This is a genomic window from Methylocystis sp. MJC1, assembly GCF_026427715.1.
Taxonomy (GTDB): Bacteria; Pseudomonadota; Alphaproteobacteria; order Rhizobiales; family Beijerinckiaceae; genus Methylocystis.
Genome location: NZ_CP107558.1, coordinates 919,318 through 937,167 on the forward strand (window position 1 = coordinate 919,318; position 17,850 = coordinate 937,167).

At 59.7% G+C, this 17,850-nt stretch carries 17 protein-coding genes and 3 pseudogenes; 13 read left to right on the forward strand and 7 right to left on the reverse strand.

Going from position 1 to position 17,850, the window contains the following annotated elements:
* The first annotated feature begins 16 nt into the window (after nt 1-16).
* The 5 genes and pseudogenes from asnB to OGR47_RS04485 form a co-directional block, all read left to right on the forward strand.
* Nucleotides 17-1,978: an asparagine synthase (glutamine-hydrolyzing) gene (asnB, locus tag OGR47_RS04465; RefSeq protein ID WP_165050824.1), complete on the forward strand. Its 1,962-nt coding sequence runs from the start codon at nt 17-19 to the stop codon at nt 1,976-1,978.
* Nucleotides 1,975-3,099: an FAD-dependent oxidoreductase gene (locus OGR47_RS04470; RefSeq protein WP_165050822.1), complete on the forward strand. Its 1,125-nt coding sequence runs from the start codon at nt 1,975-1,977 to the stop codon at nt 3,097-3,099. The genes asnB and OGR47_RS04470 overlap by 4 nt, the downstream gene beginning before the upstream one ends.
* Nucleotides 3,099-4,220: an acyl-CoA dehydrogenase family protein gene (locus OGR47_RS04475; RefSeq protein ID WP_165050820.1), complete on the forward strand. Its 1,122-nt coding sequence runs from the start codon at nt 3,099-3,101 to the stop codon at nt 4,218-4,220. Before OGR47_RS04470 ends, OGR47_RS04475 begins: the two co-directional genes overlap by 1 nt.
* The gene (locus OGR47_RS04480) at nt 4,186-4,650 is read left to right on the forward strand and encodes a PaaI family thioesterase (RefSeq protein ID WP_165050819.1); all 465 of its coding nucleotides are present in this window, start codon (nt 4,186-4,188) and stop codon (nt 4,648-4,650) included. Before OGR47_RS04475 ends, OGR47_RS04480 begins: the two co-directional genes overlap by 35 nt.
* Nucleotides 4,651-4,900: 250 nt before the next feature.
* Nucleotides 4,901-5,086 (forward strand): annotated as a pseudogene (locus tag OGR47_RS04485) (glutathione S-transferase N-terminal domain-containing protein); the annotation flags it as partial.
* A 462-nt stretch (nt 5,087-5,548) separates the two neighbouring features.
* Here OGR47_RS04485 and OGR47_RS04490 read toward each other — a convergent pair.
* Nucleotides 5,549-6,514: a LysR family transcriptional regulator gene (locus OGR47_RS04490; RefSeq protein ID WP_165050815.1), complete on the reverse strand. Its 966-nt coding sequence runs from the start codon at nt 6,512-6,514 to the stop codon at nt 5,549-5,551.
* A gap of 431 nt (nt 6,515-6,945) precedes the next feature.
* Here OGR47_RS04490 and OGR47_RS04495 point away from each other — a divergent pair.
* Nucleotides 6,946-7,116: pseudogene (locus OGR47_RS04495) on the forward strand (DUF932 domain-containing protein); the annotation flags it as partial.
* Between the two features lie 26 nt (nt 7,117-7,142).
* On the opposite strand, the gene OGR47_RS04500 reads toward OGR47_RS04495, so the two are convergent.
* The gene (locus tag OGR47_RS04500) at nt 7,143-7,277 is read right to left on the reverse strand and encodes a hypothetical protein (protein WP_256367626.1); all 135 of its coding nucleotides are present in this window, start codon (nt 7,275-7,277) and stop codon (nt 7,143-7,145) included.
* 582 nt (nt 7,278-7,859) lie between these two features.
* Nucleotides 7,860-8,567, reverse strand: a pseudogene (locus OGR47_RS04505) (hypothetical protein).
* 435 nt (nt 8,568-9,002) lie between these two features.
* Here OGR47_RS04505 and OGR47_RS04510 point away from each other — a divergent pair.
* The 6 genes from OGR47_RS04510 (at nt 9,003) to OGR47_RS04535 (ending at nt 14,494) form a co-directional block, all read left to right on the forward strand.
* A complete protein-coding gene (locus tag OGR47_RS04510) occupies nt 9,003-10,184 on the forward strand; it encodes a tyrosine-type recombinase/integrase (RefSeq protein WP_165050812.1) in 1,182 nt (393 codons plus the stop codon).
* Nucleotides 10,185-10,187: 3 nt separating this feature from the next.
* On the forward strand, nt 10,188-10,613 hold the full coding sequence (locus OGR47_RS04515; protein WP_165050810.1) for a hypothetical protein: 426 nt from the start codon (nt 10,188-10,190) through the stop codon (nt 10,611-10,613).
* 90 nt (nt 10,614-10,703) lie between these two features.
* Nucleotides 10,704-11,042, forward strand: coding sequence for a helix-turn-helix transcriptional regulator (locus OGR47_RS04520; protein WP_165050808.1), 339 nt, complete (start codon nt 10,704-10,706; stop codon nt 11,040-11,042).
* A gap of 163 nt (nt 11,043-11,205) precedes the next feature.
* On the forward strand, nt 11,206-11,628 hold the full coding sequence (locus OGR47_RS04525) for a hypothetical protein (protein WP_165050806.1): 423 nt from the start codon (nt 11,206-11,208) through the stop codon (nt 11,626-11,628).
* 63 nt (nt 11,629-11,691) lie between these two features.
* Entirely contained in the window at nt 11,692-12,684 is a 993-nt protein-coding gene (locus OGR47_RS04530) for a bifunctional DNA primase/polymerase (RefSeq protein ID WP_165050801.1), read from the forward strand.
* A 10-nt stretch (nt 12,685-12,694) separates the two neighbouring features.
* Entirely contained in the window at nt 12,695-14,494 is a 1,800-nt protein-coding gene (locus tag OGR47_RS04535) for a DUF927 domain-containing protein (protein WP_165050798.1), read from the forward strand.
* Nucleotides 14,495-14,792: 298 nt separating this feature from the next.
* Here OGR47_RS04535 and OGR47_RS04540 read toward each other — a convergent pair whose 3' ends face one another.
* From OGR47_RS04540 to tnpA, 4 genes are all read right to left on the reverse strand, one after another.
* Nucleotides 14,793-15,026, reverse strand: coding sequence for a hypothetical protein (locus OGR47_RS04540; protein WP_165056343.1), 234 nt, complete (start codon nt 15,024-15,026; stop codon nt 14,793-14,795).
* 2 nt (nt 15,027-15,028) lie between these two features.
* Complete coding sequence (tnpC, locus tag OGR47_RS04545; RefSeq protein ID WP_165056342.1) at nt 15,029-16,639, reverse strand: IS66 family transposase; 1,611 nt, start codon at nt 16,637-16,639, stop codon at nt 15,029-15,031.
* A gap of 70 nt (nt 16,640-16,709) precedes the next feature.
* The gene (tnpB, locus tag OGR47_RS04550) at nt 16,710-17,057 is read right to left on the reverse strand and encodes an IS66 family insertion sequence element accessory protein TnpB (RefSeq protein WP_165056340.1); all 348 of its coding nucleotides are present in this window, start codon (nt 17,055-17,057) and stop codon (nt 16,710-16,712) included.
* Complete coding sequence (gene tnpA, locus OGR47_RS21850) at nt 17,054-17,425, reverse strand: IS66-like element accessory protein TnpA (protein WP_165056339.1); 372 nt, start codon at nt 17,423-17,425, stop codon at nt 17,054-17,056. The genes tnpB and tnpA overlap by 4 nt, the downstream gene beginning before the upstream one ends.
* A 111-nt stretch (nt 17,426-17,536) precedes the next feature.
* On the opposite strand from tnpA, the gene OGR47_RS04560 reads away from it, so the two are divergent.
* Nucleotides 17,537-17,824, forward strand: a complete 288-nt coding sequence (locus OGR47_RS04560) for a hypothetical protein (RefSeq protein ID WP_165054835.1) — start codon at nt 17,537-17,539, stop codon at nt 17,822-17,824.
* The last annotated feature ends 26 nt before the right edge of the window (nt 17,825-17,850 follow it).

Consider the following 17,850-nt stretch of genomic DNA (forward strand, 5'->3'; position numbering starts at 1 on the left):
ACAGAGGAATATGATCATGTGCGGCTTTTTAGCGATCTTTCATACCGGCGGTCACCACGATTTGCGTGCGGCGCTGCTCGATGGCGTATCGGTCATCCGGCATCGTGGCCCCAACGAGCGGGGCATATGGGTCGACCCAAGCGGAAAAGTCGGATTAGCACACGCCCGACTCAGCATCATAGGCCTTGGCAATGGGCGGCAGCCGATCTCTTCTCAAGATGGTTCCGTTCACTTGGTCGTCAACGGTGAATTCTACGATTACGAGCAAATCCGCGATGAGCTGGTCGCGCGCGGCTGCGTTTTTCGCACCGACAGCGATAGCGAGATCGCTCTGCATCTTTATTGCGAATTCGGCGCCGCGGGTCTCGAGCGCCTGCGGGGGGAATTTGCGCTCGTCATCTACGACGCAAACGAGCGGCATATGATAGTTATGCGCGATCGTTTCGGGATCAAGCCTGTCTTTGTCACCGAGCACGATGGGACAATCTATATCGGCTCAGAGATCAAGGCGCTCATCGCGGCCGGCGTACCGGCGATCTGGGACGAAGACGCCTATATTTCCCGCGGGTTCTATCTGGAGAACAAGACGCTCTTTCGCAAAATTCGTAGCGTCACGCCAGGTCATTTTCTCACCGTGTCGTCTAGTGGCCTTCGAGAGCATTCCTATTGGGATCTCGATTTCCCCACGGCCGAATCTCTGGAAAGGGGAACTTTCGAGGAGGAGAATATTGTTCCGGAATTGCGCGAGAAAATCTTGGAGGCGGTAAAGCTGCGCATGCGATCGGACGTGCCGATCGCTGTCTATCTCAGCGGCGGCGTCGATTCCGCCGCCATGCTCGGTTGTGCGACGCATCTGAACGGCGCGCCTCTCGATGCCTTCAATTTGTCCTTCACGGATTCAGAATCCTATGACGAACGAGGCTTCGCCGAGCAGGCTGCGACACACGCCGGCGCGCGCTTCCACGCGATTCCGGTGAATCAGGATGATCTTGCAGACAATTTCTCCGAAGCTCTCTGGCATAATGAAACGCCCTTCTTCAACGCTCATGGCGTAGCCAAATTCATCCTTAGTCGCGCGGTACGTGACGCGGGCGTAAAAGTGGTGATCACCGGCGAGGGTTCCGACGAGATATTTGCCGGTTATCCTCACTTCCGTCGCGACATGTTGCTCTACAATGCGCAACGTCAGGACAAGGAGCTGGTAACAAAGCTACGCGCAAATTTGAACTCGGCAGACGCGACCTATGCTGACGAAGTCCTCCCCCCAGACGCCGCCTGGATGGCTGCGCAGCTGGGTCACGGCGTGTCATGGGTCAACAATCAAGCCTCCTGGCTCGCGCCGCTGCGGGAGCTATACGACGAGGAGACGCGATGGCGTTGGGAAAAGATGGGACCGTATCGACGGTTCTACAGCGGAGTAGCGCAAAGTCGGATCAATGGTCGAGATCCTGTGCATAAATCGATGTATCTCTGGGCGAAGACGTTCCTGCCGAATTTCGTGCTCACGACTCTGGGCGATCGGATGGAGATGGCTCACAGCGTCGAAGGTAGGGTGCCGCTTCTCGATCATCATTTGGCGGAATATGCATGTCGGATTCCCGTCTGGCTTAAAATCAAAGGCGGCGTTGAGAAACATGTCTTTCGAGAAGCCATGCGCCCTTTCATTCCGGACGCACTTTACCGCCGCAAAAAGCATTATTTTCGCGCGCCGCCGGCCATGCTCGGCGAGAAAAATCGTCTGTCTCAACTCGTCGAGGACACGATCCACGGTGACGCTCTTCAGGACATACCGTTCTTCGACACGACGTTGGTCCGCCGCGCATGGTCGGATGCGGCGAAGGAGTCCCCCGCGCGCCGGGCGCTCCTTGATCCGGTGTTCATGGAGATTGCGAGCCTTTGCTCGATACAGCGCAGTTTCCGCATGTCCAGCAACCCTAGCCGGACAGCGCCGGATCGTATCATGGAGGTGACGGCATGAGAATCGGCGTCATCGGCGCGGGACTAAACGGTCTCGCTTTCGCATTGCTCCTGAAGAAATTCGGCATTAACCCCGAAGTCTATGAGCGGGACAATGGACCGCGCGACGCGGGCTCTGGCATTTATGTATGGCCTCAGGGCGTGCAGATTCTGCGCTTCATTTTCGGGGATGACCGCCTCATGTCGGCGGGCCAGCCGATCGAATTCCTCGATACACACGACCGGCGCGGCAATCTGATCTACAGCCAGCCTGTGCGGCTCGAAGGCTTCGATTTCGCTGCGCCGGCCATGATGTTTCTTCGCAAGGAGCTGATTGGCCTCTTGCGGGATGCGCTCGGATCAGAGACCATCGTCCCCAACGCCGGTTGCGTCGCTATTTCGCAGGATTGTCAGGGCGTGTCGGTCGATTTCGCGGATGGGCGCTCGCGTCGCTTCGATCTCGTTGTCGGCGCCGACGGCGTCTTCTCGCGGGTTCGTGAGGTAGTGGCGCCGGACGCGGTCATCGCCGACACGGGTATCGCGGCCTGTCGCGGCGTTGTTGAATTCAATCATCCAACGTTGCGAAACGATCGCTGCCAGATTTTCAGTTATGACCACGCCCGCATGGTGACCTATCCTCTCGACGAGAGTCGATCCTTGCGCTACTGGTTCTACGCCTATCAGCATCGAAACGAGCCGCTGCTCGACAAGAACATGATCAAGACGGCGGCAGCCCACATCGCCGAGCCGTTGACCACGATGATCGAGGCAACTTCAGCAGATTCTATTTTGAACAATCGTCTCCATTCAGTTCGACGAATCGACCATTGGCATCGGGGGCGTGTCGCTCTTCTGGGAGACAGTGCTCACGCTATGCTTCCCACCCTCGGCTATGGCCTCACGCTCGGTCTGGAAAATGGCGTTGCGCTAACTCAGTCTCTTCTGAGCAATTGCGATCCAGATATTACGAGCGGCCTCCGCCGCTATGAGCGCAGGGCCTGCCAGCGATCCAAGGAGATGCTCGACGTGATGAGAGATATCACGGATCTGTTCTATTTCCGGGATGAAGGTTCGGTTACAGGTGAAAGCTTGCAAGAGGGAATGGTCCGCTTCCGTAACCTGGCCGAGACGACGGTGTTCTGATGGACGACGTCGCCTTTCGCAGCACGGTCCGAGCTTTCGTCGCTAATCGCATCAGCCCGCGGATAGAGGCCTGGGAACGCGCTGGAAGCTATCCTGCGGAGCTGCACGCCGAAGCGGGAGCTGCTCGGCTGCTTTCTCTCGGCGAAACGGTCGACTCTCTTCTCCCGGACCGTTCCGAACGTTCGCGGATGCTGATCGAGGAACTCACGCGCGGCGGATCGCAGGGTTTGACGATGGGGCTCGCGTCCCATTTTGTCAGCCTCGCCATTGTTTCTGCATGCGCCGAAACGGAATTAGCCGCCCGTATCACGGTCGACGTATTGTCCGGCAAACGCCTGATCGCCCTCGCCCTCACGGAGCCGGGCGCAGGATCGGATCTCTCTGCGCTCGAGACGCGCGCCGTGCTGACGAACGATAAAGACTGGCGGATCGACGGTGAGAAGCGATTTATCTGCAATGGCGCTCGCGCCGATTATCTGGTCGTCGGCGCGCGCACGCCCGAGGGTTTCGGGCTCTTTCTCGTTGAACGGCCGCAAGGGGAGATCACTAGCGGTAAGCTCGATTCGATCGGGTGGCGGTGCCTACCGCTCGGGGCGCTCCGCCTCGCGAATGCTCACGGGCGATTGATTGCCGGCCCCGGAAAGGCCGGGCGCCTATTGAGAGACGCCTTGACCCGGGAGCGGCTCAACCTCGCGATCATGGCGGTGACCTCCGCCAAGAGTGTGCTCGAGGAGTTGATATCCCACTGCCGAACGCGCATCATTCGTCGATCGCCATTGATTGCCATGAGCCACGTCCGGCAGACTCTCGCAGAGCTGAGCTCCGCAATATCTGTTGCGCGTGACTTCGTGGACCGGACAAATGTCGCGGACGGAGAAGTCCGAGTCGCCATGGCGAAGAATGTCGCCGCGTCCACTCTCGCGCAGACAGCGCGTGCGGCCGTTCAATTGCATGGTGCAGCTGGCTGCATCGCACCGACCCTTGCGGAGCGGATGTTTCGCGACGCGCCACTCGTTGCGATCGGCGGCGGCACAACCGAGGTGATGAACGAGATCATCGCACGCTCTTTCGAAAAGGAAGGTCATCGTGAAAGCGATTCCGAGCCATGCCCGGCAGAATAGCCGCGCCCTTCTCGACCACGTATTCCAACGATATTGCGGCATCGAGCTGATCGAGCAGGAAGCCGGGCGCTGCCGGTGCCGGCTGACGGTCACGCCGGCTGTGGACAACCTCAGCCAATCTCTGCACGGTGGCGTGGCCTACGCCATGATGGATGTCACGAGCATGCTCGCGACCCTGCCTCTTTTGGCTCCTGATGAATATGCGGTCAGCACGAATATCGCAGTCTCCATTCTGACGTCGATGCCGCGCAATTCGGTCGCGGAATTCGAGGCGTCTGTGTTGCGCGCGGGCCGCACGATGATTTTCACCTCCTGCACCGCATTCCGTATTGGCGAAGATAAAACGCGCACGCTCTTTGCCACGGCGCAAATCTCGAAGGCTCGACTACGGAAGGACATCCGGAATCTTGGCGTTGGGGAGGGCTCCTAGCACTCGAAGTTCGGGGCAACACAGAACATTTTCTCGGGCGTCCATTCAGGTTAACGGATGATTCGGGAGCGGCTGAGAGTTAGAATGAAATGTGGTTCATGCCTGTGCGAGATTCAGAAGGTGATTTTACTGGAATGCGGTAGCATTGGAGTAAGGTGTGCGAAATGTTGCAAGCGGCTAGGCGCGCGCGATCTCACTAACTTGAGGCAACCGCGCGCAGGCCGATTTGCTTGTTTCGAGGAGGAAACATATGAAATTGTATTGCGACTGCAAAGGATCTGCGCCCAACCCACGGCGCGTCCGTATATTCGCTGCGGAGAAGAAGATCGACCTCGTTCTCGTGAGAGTCGACCTCGCCGCCGGAGAAAACCGCACGCCTGAGTTCCTTGCGAAGAACTCCTCAGGGCAGACGCCGGTAATGGAGCTCGACGATGGCTCCTGCCTATCGGAATCGGTGGCAATTTGTCGATATCTGGAAGGTCTTCATCCCGACCCCAATTTGTTCGGCGGCGATTTGCGCGAACAAGTGGATATTGAAATTTGGAATAGGCGGATGGAGTTCGAATTGCTCGAACCCGCCACGCGGGCCGTGCTCAACACCAATCCGATTTTTCGAAATCGACTCCATCAATTCGTGGCTTACGGCGAAGCCCAGCAGGCCTCGCTGGAAGATCGCCACGGTCGAATGAATCGAGAGCTCGAAGGAGGGGAGTTCGTCGCAGAAGGTCGTTTTACGATCGCGGACATAACCGCTTTAGTTGCAATCGATGTAGCCATACGAATGTTGAATTTAAAAATTAGCCGCGATCATGAGAATTTGATCCGCTGGAAATTTCGAGCCGGCCGAGCGCCAAGGCGTGAGAACGGCTCGATGGAGACCCACTTGGAATGGGCTTGTTCATCGTGCGATGGAGACGGTGCCATCTTCCAATGTCGAAATTGGCCCGCCACAGCTAGCCGACACTCCTTCTGCTCGCGTTGCCTCGAGTTCGCCCTCCTCCACAGCATCACGAAAAATCGCGACTAAATCGAGGACTTGGCGTGAATGAGCCCAAGTTTCGAGGTAACCAATATGGAGCTGAACGACTCGATTACGGCCGGCACTAAGATTCAGCGGCTTCAACCGTCCAGAAGCGATCTCCATACGGATGCTGTGCTCAGGCAGCCAAGCATAGCCATGCCCATCAATGACAAAAGCGAGCGAAGTGGTAAGATGGCTGACCGTCCAGCGCTGGCGCGAACCCAACCATCCGCTGCTGACGCCTCGTAAGCCAGAATCACTCAGAACGACCTGGCGGTGCTCCTTGAGCATCTCATGGGTTAGTTGACCCCGCTTATGCAGAGGGTGGCTAGCGGTGGCCACGCAAACGAGGTGCACCGCCAGCAGAGGCTCAATCACCGTTCTCGGCGGGAGATGGCTCGCGATGCCGATCTGGGCGCGACCATCCTCCAAGACTTCGCTCGTGCCCGAAAGCGCCGTCTCCTGGATTCGGACCGAAACATTCGGATAAAGAAGAGAATACTGTGCGAGCGCGTCCCGCAAGATTTGACTCGGGAAGATTATGTCGACTGCAAGCGCGATCTCGCCTTCCGCGCTCGGGTCGAAGCCCGCGCAGAATCTTTCCATATGGGTCGCCTGTCCAATGAGTTCCCGGGCACGGGGGAAGATCACTTGCCCCATTCTCGTCAACGTGGCGCGCCGTCCTTCGATAGCGAAAAGGTCCTGACCGAGGCATTCTTCCATCTTGTGGATGGCGTGGCTGATGGCGGATTGTGTCTTGTTCAACCGTTCGGCAGCCTGATGGAAGCTACCGTACTGGGCCGTGGCGACGAACATTCGCCATTGCTCTAGACTGATTTTCATCGTCGCATCCTTGCTCTTAGTCTCATCATTGCCTCGAAATGGCCCGGCACCAGGCGGCTCGGAGATTGTGATTAATTCGGGCTTCCCAAGGGTCTGGGCCACATAATCCAGCTCGCAGTAAAAAACTCAGGTGCTCGGACACAGAGGGGAGCGCGGGCCGTACAACATGAAAGCCTCATTTTGCTCTTATCGCCATGGCAGGAGTATTACATCTGCGATGAGGTTCGTCTTTCTCTCTCAGAGATGATGCGGTCTGTGATGGAGAGAAAGCGAATGCCTCAAATGGCCGCGGCGTATCTAGGGTGGTTATGTACTTTGGTGTTTGGTTGGCTTAATGGAGTCTGATCTGGAGGTGTGGCAGAATCGCAATCTCTGAGGCGGGGCAAATTTCCAGGGAATCACCATCCGCCACAGCAAATACGCCGCTTCCGAAAGCGGAGAGCAGCAAGATTATCGACATAGTGTTGGCGGAAGCGGGCCGGCGGCCAGAATCGGTTTTCGGCATCGTGCAAGGCATCATAACCGCCGTCGCGCATCGCAAGTCTCATCAGGAGATCCGCCTCGAAATGGAAGCGAAGGCAAAAAAATTGCTCGACCGAGCTCGTCCGCTACATAGCGCTGCCGGGCGTCACAGTGAGGGGGCGGCGGGAATGACGGCGCCCGCCTGCAGGACATAGCGTGATGCGGGCGCGGCGAGACGATCGGGGCTCACGGTGCGCCGGTCAGCTGGCGCATTGACGAAGGCGAGCTTGCGATCCTGCATGTTTTGGACGTCGTTGGCGTCGATCGGCGCAGGCTCGATTTGCTACGAAGCTGTTTCGGGGGTGGGGCGCCCGTCGATCTTTGAGCCTCAGCATTGGCGGCGGCCTCTCCCGCGCGCTGGTCGTCGCGAAGAGTTTGGCGGTGCGCGCCGCTTCGCGCTCCTGGCCTATGCGCTGCTCTCGGGGTCTGGGCCGGTCGGCGGCAATTGGCCCTGGGCCGCGAGGATCGGCCGGCCAAGGTTGCCCGGGCGAGGCGGCCGAGCTTGGGGACGTTTCTCGGTAGGCCCGCATAGTCGCGCGGCAGGGACGCAAGTCCGTCGGGCATCGTCTTCGCTTCGGTATTCATGAGCTCCGGCGCGGGGCCCGAGCGCGATCGCCCCTGCAAAGCCCAAAAGGTCATGCCGAGAAGCGCGGCGGAAGCGACGCCCGCGAGCGCGCGGGAGCCTCTCTCTCGGCCTCCATCCCGTCACAAAGCGCAGCGCCGCCCTCTGACTTTGGGGGCGACGCCGGGACATCATTCGGAGATAAAGACGGGGGCAGCGTCCGCCGAAACAGTGGTCCCCGCTGCGCCAGCAGGACTGAATCTAAGCCGCGCGCTCGAAGAGCTTCTTCGCCCGCGTCTCGAAATCGAGCCTTGCGTCCTGATGCATCTTGTCGCGCGCGACGGCGGTAATCCCCTGCACGAAGTCGAAGGCGCTCTCTGGTTTGCGCCCTTCCTCGGTCAGCACGATATCGATAATCTTCGCGGTCTCCGCTTTCGAAAAGCCGCGCTTGCGCAGGAATTCTGTTCGGTCGTCGTCGTTGCGCGCGACGATGCGCTCCCGCGCTGCCTTCACGCCGTTGATGAAAGGCATGGGCGAAGAATCGACGAAGCGCGTCAGTGCCAGCACCGCCTCATTCGCGAAAGGCGACGCGGCGTATTTGGAATGGCGGATTGTGATCTCCTCGAAATCTTCGACGCCCCAGAGGTTCCGGTTCTGGCAAACGGCGCGGAGGTAAAAGCTCGCAATGCCTAGCGTCTTGGCGTCGGCGCGACAGGAGCGTCCGATCCCGGGAGAATGAGGGCCATCTGCTCCGCATCGTCGCGGCTCGCTTCCACGCGGATGGCCGCGCTCTCCACCATTCGCGTTCGGCTGCGCTCGGACCGGTCTTGCACGGCCGCGAACAGCTCCGACAGCGACGGCGCAGAAACCACTCGGAAGACAGGCGGCCAACCTCCGTGCCGCGGCTTGCTGCACCTTGTGGCCGCCGTCGCATCCGCGCGCTGCATCCAGGGTTTCAACCAGGGTCATGGGGCTTCTCCATGACGGGTGCCGGGAGCTTTCTCTCGGTCCTCAACCCGTCACGGAGCCTAGTCCAAGCTCTCGCTCTACTACGCGCGCATGGCGAAGCTAAAGACGCAGTTATTCGGGCCCTGACTCAACAGGCTTGCCCGCAGCGTCCTATAAATTTTCAGTTAGGCGCGAGTGGTCACCATGTGGTCACCAGTCTGTAGCGCGCAGATTTCATGCGACGCTTATGTCATAGATTTATTTGGTGGGCGCACAAGGGCTCGAACCTTGGACCCGCTGATTAAGAGAAAGCGGGGCATAATAGTCTGGATGGATCGCAAGAGCGCATAAGGCGCAATTTATCTTGCATTTGTAGCGATACCCGCTGATATTGGGAAGCTAGAATGGTCAAGAAGCATCATTGCATTGCTTCCCAATTGCTTCCCAGCGTGGCCTATGAAGCTCACAAAGACAACCGTGGAACGCCTCCAACTGCCTGAGGGAAAGAACGAGGCAATTTTCTTTGATGAAAGTCTTCCCGGCTTCGGTCTCCGCATCCGGGCGGGCGGTAAACGCACTTGGATCGCGCAATACCGTCTTGGCACTAAGCAGCGCCGAGTGACGATCGCGCCGGTTGCTTCGCTAGATGCTGATGAGGCACGTAGGAAAGCGCGCGAGACGCTCGCGAAGGCTCACCTTGGAAGCGATCCGCAGTTAGAAAAAGCCGAGGCGCGAGCGCAGGCAGCGGTGACGCTGGGCAGCGTTGCTGAAAATTATCTTACCCGCCACGCGGCTAGTAAACTTAAGCTTGGCACTCTTGAGGATGTGAGACGCTACTTGCGGCGACATTGGGAGCCTTTGGCAGAACTTCCAATAAGCAAAGTGACGCGCGCCACAGTGGCGGCGCGGCTCGCAATCATCGAACAGGAAAACGGGAGGTATGCCGCGAATAGGGCGCGCGCGGCGCTATCACGGCTTTATTCTTGGGCTATCGAAGAAGGCCTAACGGACGCCAACCCGGTGGTAGGCACACGAAAGCCTGCTAATGAGACGGCGCGGGATCGTGTGCTGACGGACGAAGAATTGCGCCTCGTCTGGCGGCACGCGGGCGAGGGGGATTACGGCTCGATCGTTCGCCTGCTGATTATCACCGGCCAGCGGCGCGAAGAGGTTGCCGCGATGACATGGGGGGAGGTGGACCTAGTCGGGGCGACGTGGCGCATTGGCGGCGATCGCACAAAGAATGCGCGGTCCCACGACGTTCCCTTGCCTTTTCAGGCAATTGCCATTCTGCGTGCCATCGCTCGCCGCGACGGCCGGGCGCTCGTCTTCGGGTCCCGTGAGGGGCCATTCTCGGGATGGTCAAAGGCAAAAGCGTCGCTGGATGTGCGCATAAAAGGCGAGCTTGGGCGAGCGCTTCCGCCCTGGAGGCTACACGACGTACGCCGAACGGTGGCGACCCGGCTCGCGGACCTTGGCGTTTTGCCCCACGTCGTAGAAGCCGTTCTCAATCATATTTCCGGACACAAGGCGGGCGTGGCGGGCGTCTACAATAGATCAATCTACGCGGCCGAAAAGCGAGAAGCGTTAAAGCTTTGGGGAAATCATATCGCCTCCGTCTTGCAAGTGGGGGAGTGAGACATGGATCAGCCCGACGAGACGCCATCGCCGGAAATCGCCGAGCGCGCATTTCTGGATGCGTGGGAGCACGCCGTCAAAATAGACGGGCTTGAAGACGAGTTGAAGGCTGAGCGCCATGAAAAGCGGCGCAAGGAAATCCTGCGAGAAATCCGCAGCTTGGAGAACAAGATCACCCCAACGGCGAAGCGGGCGGCAGCAGACCGTAATCGCCCGTTGGTTAGGGCAATGACGGAATATCTCCAGAAGAGCGGCGTGCCATCGAATATCGCGCACCTCCTTGATTGGCTCCGTGGCCAAGGTTTCGTTATTGCGCAAGATAAGGAGCCGAAGCCTGCTGGCGGCGTTACCGCAAGGACGGCGCGCTACATCCTAATGGAGACGTTTGACATCCATGGGGAAAAAGGGCGGAAGCCGACAATTCGCTAGGAATCCCATTTTTCAATTTTCGCCATCCCTCTATTGATGCCTGATGCGCCTTATAGCCGCCTTTTGGTGCGGCGTGTTCGAGGCGAGGCAATGAAGTCCCAAGCTGTCACGAAGAAGAAGCAGCGCGCTGCCAAGGCGATGGCTACCGCTTCCGATATGCGCACACATCAGAAGCAGCGCGCTGAGGAGAAGAGGGCCGCTATCTCAGCGCAGTTGAATAATCTGCCTCCCGATCTCGGTCGCAATCGCGTCCTGGATGCCGAGGCGTCGGCCGCCTTCTGGGGCGTTTCGCTTCCACACTGGCGTCGCCTGTATCGCTCGGGGAAGGTCCCGAGCCCGATCAAGATCGGTGAGCGTAAGCTCGGGTGGCGCGTCGGCGACTTGGCCGACGGTTTAGCGCAGCGTTCCACCACCCCCTCGGCTCTCTGATCCCTGAAAAAACGACGCGCTCAACGCGGCTGGCCTTGGCCAAGGTCAACCTTGCTCAGCACTGAGGCGGGCTTCCCCAGCTGCCTCACATCTCTCGAAGCGAAGTTGCCCAACAACGATCCGTGTGGGCCGGCTCGCCACTTCTAGAAACCAGTGAGGTAAAATGACAAACACCTTCCGCCATCAGAGACCACAAGCGCACGATGAGCTTGCGGCGATGTTGCGTGATGGCCGCGCGCCTTCATTGCAGCTACTTCTCAACCTTGCTCCGCCAGTTGAACTCGAAGCGGATTATCGCGAGCGTGAACGCAAAAAATATAATGAGCCCACGTCGGGCTCGCCCCTCTCCGCATGGGTCCGTCAACTATTAATCACGGCGATGATGCATTGGTCGCGGGACCGCCTCTCGCGGCAACCGGGCGAGCGGACGCCCCAACCCTTCGCGAAATGGCTTATCGGCTATCTCGACACCGAGGTGGGGTGGGCCTTTCAGATGGGCGGCGGTTGGGCGCAGGCGGCGCAATTGCTCCGCATCGCTGCGGGTCATCCTCGCTTCCCAACGACGAAGCAACCGCGCCACCGCTAATCGCCTCGCGTACCAAGACTGGAAATCTCATCGGAGCAAATTCCGCGCGTATATGGGGGCAGAATGTGCAGTGTTACCGAAAACCATGAAAACGAAGAGCCGTGCGAAACGGCTCTTTGCTATCACGCGGCACTCGAATTTCTTAAGCGCGGGTTCAACGTCATTCCGCGCAACCCCCGCGAAAAGCGCCCGGCGGTCAAATGGAAAAGCCTTCAAAATCGTCGCGTCAGTTACGACGAATTGAAAGGCTGGCGGCCTATGTTCGCAGGCGGTGTCGGCTTCATTACGGGCGCAATCAGCGGCGTCATAGTAATCGAAAGTGACGGACCAGAGGGCGAGGCGACCCTCTCGGAATTCGAAGAGACGCACGGCGCTCTGCCGGAGACGTTCACTGTGCGAAGCGGCAGCGGCCGCGGCCTGCATCGGTATTTCGGGCACCCTGGCATACGTGTCACCACTCGCGCAAACAAATCGATCAAACTCGACGTGAAAGGTGATGGCGGGTTCTGTGTGCTTCCACCGTCTTTGCACGAGAGTGGCGGCCGCTATGAAATCGTGTCGAGCGTGCGGCCTGCGCCACTGCCGCAAGGTTTGCTCGAATTCATCGAAGCGAAAGCCGCGAAAGCCATGGGGGAAGCACCAAAGCCGAGTGGCTCAGCGCTGGCTGGCGAGCCGGCTTCACGTGACGACCATGGGCTTGGTCAGAAAGCAAACCGTCTTGAGCCCGTGCCCGTCAATCCGGTGAATGTCGCCATCATAGCGTCGATGCTTGACGCGCTGCCTGACAGCTATGCCAGCGAATACAATGATTGGCTTCACGTCGGCTTCGCGCTGCGCAGCTTCGATGATGGAGAAGTTGGCCTCGCGTTGTGGAAGAAATTTTCGGAACGCTGCCCGAGCAAGGCAAGCGAGACGGATTTCAAGGCGCATTGGAGCAGCTTCGATCAGGAATATACGGGACGCAAGATCACCATTGGTACACTTTGGAGGGCGGCAACAGCGCATGGCTGGCGCATGCCGCGTCATTGGGATCGCCACACCAAAATTAAAGACTGAGAGACACGCCATGACAACGATGGACGAGATTGTTGCTTCGATCGAAGAGAACTCCACGATGGAGGCGATGACGGAGGTGACCTTTGTCTCATTTGGCCCCTTTACGATGGATGAGCGGAGAGGTCTTACAAAACAGCAGCGTAGTGGGCGCGGTAGAGAGGCGACCATCGAGACTGTATGGATTAGCGCTCCCTTTGAAGTGCTAGGCGCGTGCCGCGATCCTCACGGGCGGGCGTGGGGTAAGCTGCTCCAGTTTTACGACGACGATGGTCGCCCCCACACGAAGCACGTGACCGATGCCAATCTGCAAGGCGAGCCCGCCGCGCTGTGTGCGACACTCGCGGATGAAGGATTGCGGATTAACCGTTCGAAACAGAAGGAACTCGCCGAGTATTTGAGCGGGGTCCGCATCGAAGCGCGCGTTACGATCGTCAATCGCACTGGCTGGCACCAGATTGGAAAAGATCATATTTTCGTATTGCCAGGCAAAACCATCACAAGGGAAGGCTCCGAGAGGATCGTTCTCGACGCATCCGCTCACGGGCCTTATGAGACGCAGGGCACAATTGAAGATTGGAAGGAAGGCGTGGGCGCGTTGTCGGCGGACCATGTTTTGCTGACGTTCATGGTAAGCGCTGCATTGGCTGGACCGCTCGCGCATATCGTCGGAGCCGAAGGCGGAGGCGTGCACGTGTTTGGTCCATCGTCTATCGGCAAGTCGTCGTTGCTCTGTGCGGCGGCGTCGGTGTGGGGACGCGGCTCGTCGGTCGGCGGTTATATGCGCACGTGGAGGGCGACGGTGAACGGGCTCGAAGGTGCTGCGGCAAGCGCGACCGATACTTGCCTTGTTCTCGACGAAATCGGCGTCGGCGATGCGCGTGACGTTGCAGCGAGCATTTATCAGCTCGCTAATGGCGTCGGGAAGGCGCGCGCTGGGCGTGGCGGCGAGCTTCGCGAGCCCAAGGCGTGGCGTGTTCTACCGCTTTCGAGCGGCGAGCTTCCAGTCGACGCCAAGATCGATGAAGACCGTGGGCGCAAATCACGTGGTGGCCATCTCGTCCGCCTGTTGGATATACGCGCTGATCGTGAGTTTGGATTTGGCGCGTTCGATAGCTCTGGCTCGTTCCCCGATGCGGGCAAGCTGGCGGACGCCATCAAGGAAGCCGCGGTATCAGCATATGGGACCGCCGGCCCTGCCTTCATTCAAGAGCTCGCGAGCACGGACCGCGATGTGACCGTCACAAAGACCAAGAATTTCATGGTTCGCTTCGTCTCCAAAGTGGTCTCCGCTGGAGCGTCAGAACAGATCAACCGTGCGGCCAAGAAGTTTGCCTTGATCGCGGCCGCCGGGGAAATGGCTTCGGCGGTAGGTATCACGCCGTGGACCAAAGGCAGTGCCGAACGGGCGGCCGTCTCGGCCTTCAAGGCTTGGCTGGACAAGCGGGGCGGAGTGGGCTCGCATGAAGAGCGGCAGGCAGTTGAGCAGGTAAGGCGGATGATCATCCAGCACGGCGAAAGCCGCTTTGAACAAGTGTCTGAAGTCGAGGGCAGCAACCTCGGGGGCGTGCATAACCGCCTCGGCTGGCGCAAAGGCGAGGGCGCCGCTCGCGAGTGGTGGATCCCGTCGGAGGTGTGGAAGGCCGACTTTTGCGACGGATTGGATCCGACCCACGTCGCCAAGACGCTCGCTTCGAAGGGAATGCTGCGGCGGCAGGATGCGAAAAATTTGACAGCGGTTCGCAAAATCGGGGGGCGCAACGCGCGCGTCTACGTACTGGCTGCCAGCATTCTTGGCGGCGAGGACGGGTGAACCAGTTCGCTCTCTTTGGAAACGTGGATTGGTCGTAGCGGTCGTAGCAATCCGAGAAAATCGAGAAAAATCTGTCGTAGCAATTTTATTCCTGCGGTGAGGCCGCTACGGCCCGAAATATTCGGAAACCCAGGTGCGCTACGGCTGCTACGACCTAAAATGCATGAAGCAAAAAAGGCAGACGAAACACGACGCGAAGGCAGCCTTTTCTAAAGGGCTATATGGCTAACCACCAGCAAGGCGAGACGATGATGAGTAGCCATCCGGCGTAGGCCGCAGGCGATGCAGTCGGGCTGTTTCAGCGCCTGAGGAGCGTCGGATCGTTTTTATGCATTTTGATTAGTTCGATTAAATTCTCGACGCCGAAGTCGGTGAAGGCCATCACGGCGTCGTCGCCGATCCCCGACACCCATATGAGCCCGTCCTCGGGCTCCATCTCGGCGGCGACGTCGAACAGCCAATCCTCGTTTTCGCCGAGGTCCGAGGCGACCCGATTGATTGTCGTGACGTGAGAGACTTTGTTGACGTGCATGATCAAGCTGCACGAGCGGAGATTACCGGACCTTGTATCGCCCAGTTCCAGGGCAGCAACTCTTCAAGCCGATGTGCGGGATGGGCGGCGATACAGGACAAAACGTCTGCGAGCCATGCCTGCGGATCGACGCCATTCATTTTGGCCGTGACAATGAGACTATACATGGCCGCAGCGCGCTGCCCTCCGCGATCGGACCCGCAGAACAGCCACGATTTTCTTCCCAGCGCGATGCCTCTTAGCCCTCGTTCTGCAGCGTTGTTGGACAAGCACACGCGTCCGTCTTCAAGGAAAAGCGTGAACGCGGCCCAGCGCTTGAGCATGTAACTGATAGCCTTGACCAGGTCGTGCCCGCGCGAGAGCCTGGCCGCCTGCTCGCGCATATAGATCCGCAGATCATCGACCAATGGACGGCTCAGCATCTGGCGGACCGACAGGCGTTCTTCCGCGCTCTTTCCATTGATGGACCGCTCGATTTCGAACAGCGCGTCGATGCGACGCACCACCTCGATCGCGATGGGCGACAAAGGGATTTCCTTCTTGCCAGCAGCCTTGCGTCGCGCGTTCTCATCCAGATCAGCCATGGCGAAGAAGGGGCGTCGCGCATGGACCCAGCACGCCGCCTCGCGGATCGGGCCCGGCTTGCGGTCCGCTAGGTAGAGCCTGTTGTAGCCGTCATAGGCGTCGGCCTGCAGGATGCCAGCATATCCCGCCAGATGCGCCTGCGGATGTTCGCCTTTGCGGTCGCGTGAGTAATAAAAGATGGCCGCCGGCGGCCCGGCGCCGCCGAAGGGCGCGTCGTCGCGGACATAAACCCAGCACCGACCCGTGTCGGTTTTGCCCTTCGCCAGCACGGGAACCGTGGTGTCGTCGCCGTGTAGGCGCTCGGCGGCCAGGACATGCGCCTCGATGAGACGCCGCAGCGGATCCAGCGCCGCACAGATGGAGCCGACGGCGTCGGCCATGGTCGACAAGGAGATCGGCGCGCCTTCCAACGCATAGCGCTCCGCCTGACGGTTCAGCGGCTGATGTTGGCCGAACTTCTCGAAGGCGATCATCGCCAGAAGGCTTGGCCCCGCCCAGCCGCGCGGAACGGCATGGAACGGCGCCGGCGCCTGTGTGATCTTCTCGCAGTCCCGACAGGAGAATTTCTCTCGCACGGTCTCGATCACTTTCCACTGACGCGGCGTCGTCTCCAGCGTCTGCGTCACGTCTTCGCCGAGCTTCCGCAGCCGCGATCCGCCGCAGCAAGCGCAGCTCGTCGGCGCCTCGATTACGACGCGCTCGCGCGGTAGATGTTCCGGGAATGTGTGGCGCTCGGACCGTTTGCGCGTGAAGCCCGCGACCAGCGTGGTTTTCGTGACCGCCTGCTCCGCCGCGAGCTCATCTTCCGTCGCGCTCGCTTCCAGCTCTTCGAGCTCGAGCGACAACTGATCGATCAGCCGCGCAGCGCGCTCCGACTTTTGCCCGTAGATCTGCCGCTGCAACTTGGCGATCTGAAGCTTTTGCGCGGCGATCAGCGCCGTGTCTTCCGACGCCTTCGCCCGTGCGACGGCCAACTCTGCTTTCAGCGCAGCATTTTCGTCGAGAAGGGCCTGGGCAGCAGCGTCCATAGGCGAAGTGAATCACATATCTTGCGATTTGTGGCGCCCCAAAATGCCTCCGCCCTGGATTTTTTGCGATTCACCCCGCGCTTTGCGGCCGAAAGGTCATTTGCGGATTTCGCCAATCTATCCCTTCGAGCATATAGGCCATCTGCGCCGCCGAGATCGACACCGCGCCCGCCGTCGCCGAGGGCCATATGAACTTTCCGCGATCGAGGCGTTTTGCATACAGCGACAGTCCGACGCCATCATGCCAGAGAATTTTTGCGAGGTCGCCCCTGCGCCCGCGGAAAATGTAGAGATCGCCGGCGTGCGGGTCGCGCTTCAACTGCTCCTGCACCTGAAGGGCGAGGCCCTGCATGCCGCGTCGCATGTCGGTGTGGCCGGTGGCGATCCAGACGCGGCAGCCCGCCGGCAACGGGATCATCGCCGCAGCGCCTTCACGACCCGCGACAGCGCGGCTGCCTCGACATCGGACCACACGAGGATCCGGTCACCCTCGGCGAGGACGATCTCCATCTGGCCGGTCGGCCCCGGAGCGGAATGCTCCCCCACTGTGTCCGGCGTGATCGTCACGGGCAGGATCGGCGCGAGGTCCTGCGGCGCAGCCAGATCGACGCCGAACTGCCGGCGCCAGGTGAAGAGCTGGTTGGTGTTGAGGTCGTGCCGTCGCGCAACCTCGGCGATCGAAGCTCCGTCCTCAAGGCTCTCCTCGACGATCCGGCGCTTCTCTTCGAGAGACCAGGATCGGCGTCGGCGCCGGAGAGCCGGCGGATCGTCATCGTTGCGCGACATCGGCGATAGTGTCCGCTTGTAATAGAAGTGGACACGATCATCGCGCCACCCGTCAGGCAGCTATCTCAAAAACCGCAATCAACGCCAGGCGGCCGCCGCCGGAGGGATACGATGATGAGCGCCTACATCCGACAACTTCAGGAATATGTCGCAGCCCAGTCGCCGCCAGCATCGCGACGCGCGAGCCTTCGTGACCGCCTCTTGGAGTGGTTCACCAGCTTGCCAGCGCCAACGCGCAACCGACCGTTCTCGATGCAGGAGTTTGAAGCGGCGTTAGGAACCTCCGGCCGCTACATCAGCCCGGTGCTGATCGCGCTCGGCTGGGAGCGCAAGCGCATCTGGAGCACGCGTGAGCATTACCACAGATTCTGGGTACCACCAGGGTTCGAGGATAGCTAAGAGACGCGATCATATTTTCACGCGCA